Source organism: Armatimonadota bacterium (genome assembly GCA_016125185.1).
GTDB lineage: Bacteria > Armatimonadota > Fimbriimonadia > Fimbriimonadales > Fimbriimonadaceae > Fimbriimonas.
In genome coordinates this window covers 1327772-1339087 of record WGMG01000006.1, presented here as the reverse complement: position 1 = coordinate 1339087, position 11316 = coordinate 1327772, and the positions used below count along the sequence as shown (strand labels likewise).

Below are 11316 nucleotides of genomic sequence, written 5' to 3'. Positions count from 1 at the left end.
ATGACGACATTATTAGCATTAAGCGTTTTCTCAGGATTCTTTGGTGGGGTCGATGCGCCCAGCAAGGGCTTCGCGGCGTGGCAGGATACCCTCAAGGGCAAAACCTCCATCAGCGCGAAGGTGACGGTTCAGGAAGTTGGCGGTACGTCGAACTCGTACACCATCGACATGAAGAAGCCGAATCTTCTTCGCCTCGATACCGGTTCGACTTTGGTGATTGCGGACGGCAAGAACATCACGACTTTCGACAAGAAACAGGGCGTCTACTACAAGCAGCCGCAAACGGACGAGGATATGAAGGTTCTTTTGGGGGACGATCAATATTCTCTGTTCACCGGCTTCTTCGGTGACGCCCCGGACCTCTTCAAGACCGAAGACGGCGCGCGAAAGAGCCTCGGCGGCGATCAGGTCCTTGAAGTCAAGGGCTTTTACGACAAATCTGGAAAGAAGGTCCAGTCGTTCTACGTCGGCAGCGACAACATCGCCAAGCGAGCTTCGATTACGGCGAAGAAGCAACAGGGCGGCGACTACGTGGCCGTCATCAACGCGAAGGACTTGGTCGTGAATGGCAGCCAGGCCGACACGCTTTATGCCTTTAACGCTCCGGACGATGCCAAGGAAATCAATTATCAAGATCTGATTTCGTCGAAGTGGTTCCATGACCTCGATGAGGCCAAACTGATAGCGACGCGAACGCACAAGAAGATCTTCGTGGACTTCATGGCGTCGTGGTGCGGCCCGTGCAAGATGATGGATCAGACGGTCTTCCAGACGGATGAGTTCAAAGCGCTGGGCAAGGGCCTGGTGTTCTGCAAGATCGACATCGACCTGAATCCGGCTCTTGCCGACCAATACGGAGTCGAAGCGATCCCGAATATGTTCGTCATCCGACCCGATGGTTCGGTGGTTGGACACGTGCTCGGCTACACCCCCGCCGACCAGTTCATCCCGCAGATCCAAGCGATGATCGATTCGACGAAATAGTCGTTTCTTTTGAAGAGCCCGAGGGAATTCGTCCCCTCGGGTTTTTTAGTCTATTTGGGCTGGGGTAACCTAGCCATAATTGTTATACAGAAGACGGAGAATCTGTTGAGCGCCAAGTCTGGATCCGCGACCGCTGAAAGGGCGGAGCAAGTCAAAAAGCCTAGTCAGCGACTGACGAAGGAAGATTGCTTAGAAATTTTCAAACAACTTTACTTAGCTCGTTATTTTGATGTAAGGCTTATTAAAGAAAAGAAGCGGGGACGCCTTCGCGGCACGCTTTACTCCTCGCATAACCAAGAGGCCGTTTTGGTCGGCTCTTTGTTCGGATTGAAACCCACCGACTGGATCAGTCCGATTCACCGCGATATGCCGGCCTTCTTCATGAAAGATTTTCGTTTCGATATCGATAACCCGGATCGCCTGGGTATGAGCATCGAAGAGGTGTGCGCCCAGGTTTGGGGCAAGGAAGGCTCGCCCGGTCGCGCCCGCGACAACTGGTCGCACATCGGAAGCAAGTCCAAGCGAATCATTCACTCAACATCGATGCTGGCGGGCACGATTCCGGTTGCCGCCGGTGTGGCCTACGCCGACCGAATGCAGGGCGGAGACGCCGTGGTTCTGACGTACAACGGCGAAGGCTCGACGGCTCAGGGAATCTTCCACGAAGCGGTCAACTATGCCGCCGTCCACAAACTGCCGGTCATCACCATTGTCGAGAACAACCAATGGGCGTACGGAACTCCGGTTGACCAAGAGTGCCCGACTCCCGACGTCGCTGACCGTGCAAAGGGCTACGGCATTCCCGGTCTCATCGCGGATGGTCAGGATGTTTTCGATGTCTACGATAAAGTGATGGAAGCCGTCGAATACGCTCGCGCAGGCAACGGTCCGGCGATTGTGGAGTGTAAGACGTTCCGCGCATATGGTCACGGCGACCACGACGACGACCGCGCGATGAAGTATCGACCGAGCGAAGAGATTGAGAAGGGAAGGCGACGCGACCCGATCGCGGTTTGCCGACAGACGTTGATCGACCTCGGCTACCTGACGGGCGACGCAAAGACGATGTATATGGCTGAAGGCAAGAACGCGGGCGACGCGACCAACGACGACTTCCCGCCCGAGGTGGTGGACTTCCTGAACAAAGGTATCGAATTCGCGATGAACTCGCCCATGCCAGCGGCGGAAGAAGCCGAGAAATGGGTGTTCTGGAACGGAGGTCAGGCATGAGCGCGACGACCGAAGCTCCCGCAGCTTTGAAGAAGAACTACCTCACCGCCCTCAAGGAGGCGCTGGATGAGGAAATGGCCCGAAATAAGATGATGCTTTGCCAAGGCGAGGACATTGGTCGCCTGGGCGGTGCGTTCGGCGTGACCGAAGGTCTTCAGGCCAAATACGGCGAAGATCGAGTCGTCGATATGCCGATTTCGGAAGCGGCGATTGTTGGATCGGCGGTTGGCATGGCGTTGAACGGCATGACGGTGATGGCCGAAATGCAGTTCATCGACTTCATCTCGTGCGGTTTCGATCAGATCGTCAACATGATGGCGACTTACCACTACCGAACGGCAGGCGAAGTCCATATTCCGGTCGTGGTGCGCGGCCCAGCCGGCGCTTATGGCGGCGGCGCGCTGTACCACAGCCAGATGAACGAGGCGTGGTTCTGCAACGCCCCGGGCCTGAAGGTTGTGTGCCCATCGACGCCGTACGACGCGAAGGGAATGCTGAAGGCGGCTCTGCGCGACGGCAACCCGGTCATTTTCTACGAGATCAAAGAGCTTTATCGAAAGCGCGAGATCGAGGAAGAGCTTCCTACCGAGGACTACATTGTTCCGCTTGGCAAAGCGGCGATCCGACGAGAAGGGAAGGACGTGACGCTGGTCTCCTATGGCCAAAACGTGTACCACTGTTTGGACGCGGCGGTCGAGCTTGAGAAGCTTGGCATCTCGGCGGAGGTGATCGATATTCGGTCGCTGGTCCCGCTCGACGAAGACACGATCTTCAATTCGATCGCGAAGACGAGCCGAGTGATTGTGGTGAACGAAGCGCCGATGACCTGTGGATTTGCGGGCGAACTCATTGCGCGGATCAGCCAGAAGGCGTTCCACCTCCTGGATGCGCCTCCCAGCCGAGTCACGCGAATGGACACGCCAGTGCCGTGGGTGAAGCCGCTAGAACTTCACGTTCTGCCGACGATCGACAAGATCGTGGCCGAAGCAGTTCGAATCTATCGGTTCTAGGCATAACCGTATCCCAATCGGAATATACTGACCCGCATGTCGCTGGCATGGCTTGTCGGGTTCAGTATGGTTCATCAAACGCAGAAGTTCACGTCTGATTGGGATTCTCTCAAGAAGTATCGGTGCCCGGAATGGTTTCGGGATGCCAAGTTCGGAATCTGGGCGCACTGGGGTCCGCAGTCGGTGCCGATGGACGGCGACTGGTACGCCCGCAACATGTTCATCCAGGGTGAGCGGCAGTACGAAGACCACCTGAAGGAGTATGGGCACCCCTCGGAGCATGGCTACCGCGAGATCATCGAGCAGTGGAAGTGCGAGAAGTGGAACCCGGACGCCTTGATGAAGCTGTACAAGGACACCGGCGCGAAGTACTTCGTGAGCATGGGCGTCCACCACGACAATTTCGACCTCTGGAACTCGAAGTACCACACCTGGAATGCGGTTCAGCACGGCCCCCATCGTGACGTCGTGGGCGAGTGGCAGAAGGCGGCCAAGAAGTACGGTCTTAAGTTCGGCGTTTCGGAGCACTTGGGTGCGAGCTACACCTGGTGGCGAGGCTCGAAGGGCTCGGATAAGACGGGGCCAAAGGCGGGCGTGCCGTACGAAGGAGCGAATCCGGCCTATCAGGAGCTTTATCATCCTCTGCCTGCGGCCGACGACAACGCCTGGTATTCGACCAATCCGGCTTGGCAACACGAATGGTCGGAGCGGATCAACGATCTGATTTCCTCCTATAAGCCCGACCTGCTGTACTCCGATGGTGGCGTGCCCTTTGGGGCAATTGGTCGGCAGGTGGTGGCCAACCACTACAACCAGCATTTGGATACGAAAGGCGTGGAGCAAGCGGTGTACCTGTGCAAGGACATGACGTCCGGCGAGTTCGTGGCGGGCACTTGCGTGACCGACCGCGAGCGGGGCTCGATGTCGGAAATCTACCCTTTCGAATGGCAGACCGATACATCGGTTGGCGACTGGTTCTACAACAAGCATTGGCCGTTCCGCAAGGCAGACTGGATTCTCCACACTCTCATCGACGTCGTCAGTAAGAACGGAAACCTGCTGTTGAACGTGGTTCAGCGGCCGGACGGCAGCCTGGACGACGACCTAGTACAGACTCTCCACACGGTAGGTGGTTGGCTGAAGGCGAACGGGGAGTCGATCTACGGCACTCGGCCCTGGTTAACCTTTGGCGAGGGACCGACGAAGGTGGGAGGTGGACACTTCAGCGAAGACTTCCCATTCTCGGCCGAGGACATTCGTTTTGCCACGCACGGGAAGAATACGCTTTACGCGACGACGCTTGGTGCGCCGAAGACGGATGAGGTGACCATTCAATCGTTGGCGCGGTTCGATGGCGTGAAAGGCAGGGTGACGAAGGTGGTCTCGCTGGCGGATAAGAAGGAGTTGAAGTTCACTCACGATGCGACAGGACTTCATATTCAGCTTCCGGCGGAAGCGCGGAATGGACTGGCGTACGCCTTCAAGATCACTTGTAGCGATGTAAATGCCTTCCGTCCGGACTTGGTGCCCAAGCCGTCACCGGTTGCCCTGAAGGCCGATGCCAAAGGCGACTTCGACTTATCGGCGGACAAGGCGGACGTGGAAGGAGGCGTGCGGGTTGAGTCGCGCGGAGGCAAGCGGAACTTCGGGTTCTGGGATTCTTCGGCCGACAAGGTGACGTGGCGAGTGAAAGTGGATTCGGAGGGAACATACGAGTTTGGCTTTGCCGCTTGTACGGCGCGAAGCGGAACGGACCTGTTGTGCACGATCACGGACGCGGCCAGCCATAAGGCTCAAAAGCTCACGTTCAAGATTGTGGGAAATGGGAGCTGGGAGGACTTTGTGGCGGCTACACCGCAATCGGTGGCGCTTCCAGCGGGCACGTACGACGTGACGCTCTCGGCGGCGGTGCCGGAGTCGTGGCAACCCATCAACCTATGCGACACGTTCTTGCGGCGGCAAGAGTAGTTAACTTTGTCATTCTCCAAAGTCAAGATACTTCTGGTCACGGCGAACCTCTTCGAACTCTTCGATGGCGAGCCATTCGGCTGGACATGGGCGAAGGAGTTCTAAAGCATCGAACACGGAGGTCTTCGGGTCGAGCCATTTGTCCTGACCGGGCCCGGAGAGCAGAACGGGCATTCGGTCATTATATGGCTCAATCAGCTCATTTGGTGTCGTTGTGACTAAGCAATGGGAGATTGTTGTGCGATGCCGATTAGGCTCCTCGTAGAGACCCGCAATGTAAAGCTGATAGTCGGGATTGACGCACGACACCTTTAGCCATCGGTTCTTTCCTAGATTCTCCATGAACGAAACGACCCGAACCAAGCACCGGCGGCCAGCCCGAAGTGGAGCTTGAAAGGTCGGCCGCTCGTTGATCGTCTCGCCGCGTCCGTTATAGGCGTATTTCTTTCCGAAGGTCTCGTCTTTAGCCCACGGCGGCGTCATCCCGAAGTAGGAAGGCACCACCACTCGCTTGCCATTATCCAGGATGATGATCGGCGTGATCGAGGCAGGGAAGGCATCTGACTGGTCTCCACTCGAAGATCCAAAAGCAGCCTGGGCCGCCACCGATACTTCGATCGCGTCCCGATCCATTTGGTCGTACTCGTACTGGTATCGAAGGCACATCCCGATCTATGTTAGCAGGACGACTTGAAATGAGGGGGGGGGGGTGTTACCACCCGCCCAGGACAATCGTTAGGGAAATCGAAATATGCCGATATGATAGGCCAGAAAGTGCGACCGCTTAGACGGCTTCGCCCAGATAGGCGGCGATGACTTTGGGGTCATTTCGGATTTGGGATGGAGGACCCTGCGCGATTTCCTCGCCGTGGTCGAGGACCACAATTCGCTCGCAAAGGTTCATCACGAACTTCATGTCGTGTTCGATGAGCAAGACGGTGACTCCAAGCTCGTCCCGGACCTTTTTGACCATTTGCAAAAGCTCCATCTTCTCCTGCGGGTTCATGCCGGCGGCCGGCTCGTCGAGGAGCAGGAGTTTTGGCTGAGTCGCGAGGGCGCGGGCGATCTCCAATCGACGTTGTTTGCCGTACGGGAGGTCTCGGCTTCGGGTGTTTGCCACGTCGGCGAGGTCCACGAGGTCAAGGAGCTGCATTGCCTGTTCCTTGAGCCGCTCGGTTTCCTTAATTGCGCTGGGAAGATACATGAGCGCCGATCCGAGGACGGTGCGATGGCGGAGAAAGCCGCCTACGACGACATTTTCCAGTGATGACATCGACTGGAAGAGGCGGATGTTCTGGAACGTACGACAGATGCCGAGTTGGGCAATCTTGTTCGATGGTGTTCCGGTGATGTTGCGGCCATCGAAGGTGATCACGCCAGAGGTCGGCGCGTAGACACCGGTGATCAGGTTGAAACAGGTCGTCTTACCCGCGCCGTTCGGACCGATGAGGCCGAATAGGTCGCCCTTATTGAGTTCGAACGAGACCTGATTGACGGCGACCAGTCCGCCAAAGCGGATCGTAGCTTGGTTGAGGGTGAGAAGGCTCACGCGGCCACCTCAGTCTCGGGGACGGATTTTCGACCCAATAGTTTCTGAACCCAACTCCAACTGAATTCATGGTGGGCGAAGACGCCTTGCGGGCGAAGGAGCATCAGAACGACGAGGGTGACGGCGAGAGCCGGCATTCGGAACGATGCACCGTTGATCATGTGCTGAAGGGCGGGAATCTTGACGAGAAGGGTCGCCATGAGCTTTGCCATGACAATGCCAATGGCTATCGACCCCACGTTCATGCCGAAGCGCTTGAGGGCCGGACCGTGATAGTTATCTTGAATCTTCTTGAGCAGCGCGACGCCGACGATGATGCCGATGGCGACACCGATCGGCGCGCCCATCATGACCGGCTTGAGGTCGCGCATCTTCTCGGGAATGATGAACAGCACAACGGCAGCGAGCACGGAGCCGGTGATCGAACCGGTTCCACCGAGGACGACCATCGTAAGGATGAGGAACGAGACGTCCATCGAGAAGTCGGGCGGGCTGACGAAGCCCTTAGTGTGGGCGTAGAGCGCACCAGCGGCGCCGGCAAAGGCGGACCCAAGAACGAATGCCGTGACCTTGATCTTGGTCACATTGACGCCCATCGCGGACGAGGCGATTTCGTCTTCGCGGACGGCAAGGAAGGCCAGGCCGTGGGCCGTCTTGAGAAGGTTGCGCGAAACGGCGATGCAGATGACGGCGAGCAGGCTGACCAGGAAGACCGACTCGATCTTGTTAGCGGCCAGACCATAGGCTTCTCCGAGCGCCTTTTGGTTTTTGGCGATGATGTTGACGATCTCGCCAATGCCCAGCGTAACGACGGCCAGGTAGTCGCCGCGAAGCCGAAGAGACGGCAAGCCGACGATGAACCCAGAGATTCCGGCGGTGATGGCCCCAAAGATGGCGGCGAGGACGAGCCAGAGCAATGGCTGGCTGGTGGCCAATTTGGCAAACATTCCGCCCGCTAACACCGCGCCGGTGTAGGCACCGATTTGGTAGAAGGCAGCGTGACCGATTGAGAACTGGCCGGTGATGCCGTTGATGAGGTTCAGACTAACGGCAAGCGTGACGTAGATACCCGCCAGGGAAACCAAGAACCGAGTGTAGGACTGGTTATCACCCTGGAGTATTCGGTCGAGGAGGAAGCAGAGGAGCGCGGCGACGCCGAAGCTCACCACGCGAAAGCCAATCCACTTGCCGAACTGGAAGTTCTTCAAACCTTCTCCACCTTGCTCGATCCGAGGAGCCCGCCGGGCCTAAAGAGCAGTACGCCGATGAGGATGACGAACGCGATGGCGTCGCGATAGCTGGAGTAGCCGGACCAACTGACGAGGTTCTCGGCGATGCCCATGATGATGGCACCGAGGACCGCGCCAGGAATGTTTCCGATGCCACCCAAGACCGCGGCGACGAACGCCTTGACGCCTGGGGCCATGCCCGAGAACGGGTCGATGGGCGCGGATTGGAAAGTGGAATACATCATCGCGCCCGCGCCAGCCAGGACCGAGCCGAGGATGAACGTGAAGGTGATGACCGTGTTAAGGTTAATGCCCATCAGCGATGAGGCATTGAAGTCGACGGAGACGGCACGCATGGCGCGGCCCATCTTGGTCTTCATGACCAGGTACCACAGGGCGATCATAAGGATGATCGTGGTGGTCAACATGATCAGTTTGCCCTTGGGCAGGCGAAGCGAGACGGCGCTGGCATTCGCGGCGGTCATCAAATTGCTTTGCTTTTCCTTGACGTTGGCCAGAGCGGTACTGAGGGCGTCGCCCTTGGGGCTCAATTCGAATTGACTCTTTTCGAAGGGGAGCTGGGCATCGAATGCGGCTTTGGCGGCGTCCACTTCTGGCTGGAGCGCCTGAGCCTCATGGAGCTTTTCCGTATTCGGCTTGCGCAGGTTCAGGATGATGTCATCGTTGTAAGGGCTGACCTTCGAAGTGATCGCCTGCTTTTTGCCATCGAGGAGGAACGCCTGACCGCCGTACTGGAGGAGAAGCGAGAGACCGATAGCGGTGATGAGCGACGCGATTCGCGGGTGATTTCGGATGGGTCGATAGGCAAAGCGCTCGATGATGAATCCTGCCGTTCCGCTCATGAGCATGGCGCCGAGGAGCATGAGGGCGAGGGTGAAGATCGAGCCTTGCGCGGCGTTACCGCCAGGACCAAAGCCGAGCATCCACGACGTGAACAACGCACCATAGGAGCCCAACATGAAGACTTCGCCATGGGCGAAGTTGATGAGCTTGAGGACGCCGTACACCATCGTGTACCCAAGGGCGATCAACGCGTAAATGGACCCCAAAAAGAGTCCATTCACAAGCTGTTGTGGCAGCGTTGTAAAGTCCAACGCTGCCAATGGAAGGTGAGCCAGATGAATCACTATTTGATTTGATCGGGAGTGTAGCTGACGGCGTACTTCTGCCAGTTCGAGCCGTTCTTCGCGGTGACTTGCACGACGATCGCCTTCTTTGGCGGGTTGCCGTTCATACCCTTGAGGGTGATGGTGCCGGACACGCCCTTGAAGTTCTCGGTGTTCTCAAGCGCATCAATCAAGGATCGCGAGTCAAGGCTCTTAGCCCGCTTCAGAGCGTCGATCGTCAGGGCCATCGCGTCGTAACCGAGGGCGCCCATCGTGGTCGAGGGATCGCTGCCGCCGTGCTTGGCGCGCCACTTCTTCAGGAAGTCCTGAACTTCGGGCGCCTGGTCCAAGTTGTTGTAGTGGTTGCAGAAGTATCCGCCGATGATTGCGTCGCCGCCACCGGTAAGGATCGTGTCGCTATCCCAGCCGTCGCCACCCATAAAGGTCGCCTTGATGCCAGCGGCGCGGGCCTGCTTGGCAAGCGGGCCGACTTCGGGGAAGTAGCCGCTCATAAAGATTCCGTCGGGATTGGCCTTGGCAATGTTGGTGAGAACCGCTTGGAAGTCGGGGACCTGCTTGCCGCCCGATTCGTAGGTTTCTTCGTCAACGACTTCGCCGCCGAGAGCAAGGAACTTGTCCTTGAAGCTGGCGCTGAGGCCCTGCGAGTAGGGAAGGAAGTTGTCGGTGATGATGGCAACCTTCTTCAGCTTGAGCTTATCGAAAGCGAACGTGGCCATGACCGGGCCTTGGAAGGCGTCGGTGTAGCAAACGCGGAAGACGTGAGCGCCTTCGTTGGTGAGGTCGGTTCGGGTCGCGCCGACGGCGACGACGGGAACGCCTTTGTCGAAGGCCGACTTGGCGATCTGAATCGTGTTACCGCTCGAGACTTCACCGACGATGCCGACGACCTTTTGTCCAAGAAGCTTTTCAGCGGCCAGCTTGGCCTGGTCGGGCTTGGAAGCGGTGTCTTCGACAACCAGCTTGATCTTCTTGCCGTTGATTCCACCAGCCGCATTGGCCTCGTCGGCGGCGAGCTGGCATCCGGCTAGCTCGTCATCGCCCCACGGCTTGCTGTCGCCCGAAATGCTCGCGGCAACGCCGATGTCGATGGTATCACCCTCGACCTTGAAGCCTTCAGCGGTGGGCATCTTTCGTGCACCCGCGCCGCTGTCGTTGCTGGCCGTGTTGCCTCCGCTAGCACCTGAACTGTTGCTATCGGTGCCGCCACCGCCATTACATCCGACGAGAGCGCCTGCGAAAAGAATTCCAAGCGCGAGTAGGTTAAGATTTCGTCCCCCGATTTTCACTGGTTCACCTTGTTCGTGTTAACGACGTGTCAACGATCCGAGTGCCGAAAGTATACAGAAATTTGGCGTTAATTTCTTGGTTCTCAAAGTAGAATCGCTTGTAAATGAGCGAAGAACAGCGATCCCTGATTCAACGAGCGACGGATTTGGTCAACTCAGGGAAATTTTCTGAAGCCCTCGAACTCTCCCGGTCCGTTTTGGTCACCGACCCGAATAGCGCCGATGCGAAACTCATCGAGGCGATCTCGCTTTCTCAACTTGGAAACGTAAGCGACGCCACCGAGGCGTTTTCGGTCGCGGCGGCTCTGGCCCCAACGGATACGCGCGTTCGGTACAACGCGGCGGTGCATGCGTTGAACGCGAAGCAGTTCGATCTTGCGCGATCGTATGCCCAAGAAGTTTTGAGCATGGACCCGTCGCACAGCGGGGCTCAGAACGTTTTGAGCCAGCTTCCGGCAGCACCGGATTTCAGCACGCCAACGGCGGCGTACCCGCGCGAGCCCATGGAAGGCTTCCAGCCTGCGTACGAAGGAATCGCGTTTTTGCGCAACAAGGCTCCGCAGTGGACGGCGATTGGTTGGGGAATCAGCGCGTTGACATTCGTCTTCTTCATTTATTTTTGGGCGACACTGTTCCCGCACATCAACGAGTTGATGAAGGCGGCGCAGGAAAACAACCCGGATGCGACGCGCGATTTTGCGATGAAGGTTTCCAACCCGGTTCTGAGCTTTGGACCCTACATTCTGGTATTTGCCAACATCATCTACATGATCATGGACATCATCCACCGGAAGGGAAGCTTCCTATGGCTGATCGGCCATATTCCGTGTAGCTGTTGTGGAATGTTCTTGGGCGGAAACTTCCTCACCCTGCCGCTCTACATGGCGCTAGGACGAAAATAGGTACGAAAAC

General features: G+C 57.5%; 10 protein-coding genes. 5 read left to right on the top strand and 5 right to left on the bottom strand.

The genetic code is table 11. The annotated features are described in order from the left end of the window. The 4 genes from GC165_14290 to GC165_14275 are packed head-to-tail and all read left to right on the top strand — an operon-like array spanning position 1 to position 5192. Positions 1-984, top strand: a complete 984-nt coding sequence (locus GC165_14290) for a thioredoxin fold domain-containing protein (protein ID MBI1334037.1) — start codon at positions 1-3, stop codon at positions 982-984. A 9-nt stretch (positions 985-993) separates the two neighbouring features. Then, positions 994-2214 carry a hypothetical protein gene (locus GC165_14285; protein MBI1334036.1) on the top strand — a complete coding sequence of 407 codons (1221 nt, stop codon included), beginning with the start codon at positions 994-996 and terminating at the stop codon, positions 2212-2214. Continuing rightward, positions 2211-3224 (top strand): alpha-ketoacid dehydrogenase subunit beta, encoded by a 1014-nt coding sequence (locus tag GC165_14280; GenBank protein MBI1334035.1) that lies wholly within the window; start codon positions 2211-2213, stop codon positions 3222-3224. Before GC165_14285 ends, GC165_14280 begins: the two co-directional genes overlap by 4 nt. Positions 3225-3260: 36 nt before the next feature. Then, the gene (locus GC165_14275; GenBank protein ID MBI1334034.1) at positions 3261-5192 is read left to right on the top strand and encodes an alpha-L-fucosidase; all 1932 of its coding nucleotides are present in this window, start codon (positions 3261-3263) and stop codon (positions 5190-5192) included. A gap of 9 nt (positions 5193-5201) precedes the next feature. On the opposite strand, the gene GC165_14270 is transcribed toward GC165_14275, so the two are convergent. The 5 genes from GC165_14270 to GC165_14250 all read right to left on the bottom strand — a co-directional run bounded on the left by GC165_14270 (position 5202) and on the right by GC165_14250 (position 10404). Further along, positions 5202-5858, bottom strand: coding sequence for a hypothetical protein (locus GC165_14270; protein MBI1334033.1), 657 nt, complete (start codon positions 5856-5858; stop codon positions 5202-5204). Between the two features lie 118 nt (positions 5859-5976). Beyond that, on the bottom strand, positions 5977-6741 hold the full coding sequence (locus tag GC165_14265) for an ATP-binding cassette domain-containing protein (GenBank protein MBI1334032.1): 765 nt from the start codon (positions 6739-6741) through the stop codon (positions 5977-5979). Continuing rightward, complete coding sequence (locus tag GC165_14260) at positions 6738-7970, bottom strand: hypothetical protein (GenBank protein MBI1334031.1); 1233 nt, start codon at positions 7968-7970, stop codon at positions 6738-6740. The genes GC165_14265 and GC165_14260 overlap by 4 nt, the downstream gene beginning before the upstream one ends. Further along, positions 7946-9163, bottom strand: a complete 1218-nt coding sequence (locus tag GC165_14255; GenBank protein ID MBI1334030.1) for a hypothetical protein — start codon at positions 9161-9163, stop codon at positions 7946-7948. Before GC165_14255 ends, GC165_14260 begins: the two co-directional genes overlap by 25 nt. Next, complete coding sequence (locus tag GC165_14250) at positions 9118-10404, bottom strand: ABC transporter substrate-binding protein (protein ID MBI1334029.1); 1287 nt, start codon at positions 10402-10404, stop codon at positions 9118-9120. The genes GC165_14255 and GC165_14250 overlap by 46 nt, the downstream gene beginning before the upstream one ends. Positions 10405-10508: 104 nt before the next feature. Here GC165_14250 and GC165_14245 point away from each other — a divergent pair, with 104 nt between their 5' ends. After that, entirely contained in the window at positions 10509-11306 is a 798-nt protein-coding gene (locus GC165_14245) for a tetratricopeptide repeat protein (protein ID MBI1334028.1), read from the top strand. Positions 11307-11316: the final 10 nt, after the last annotated feature.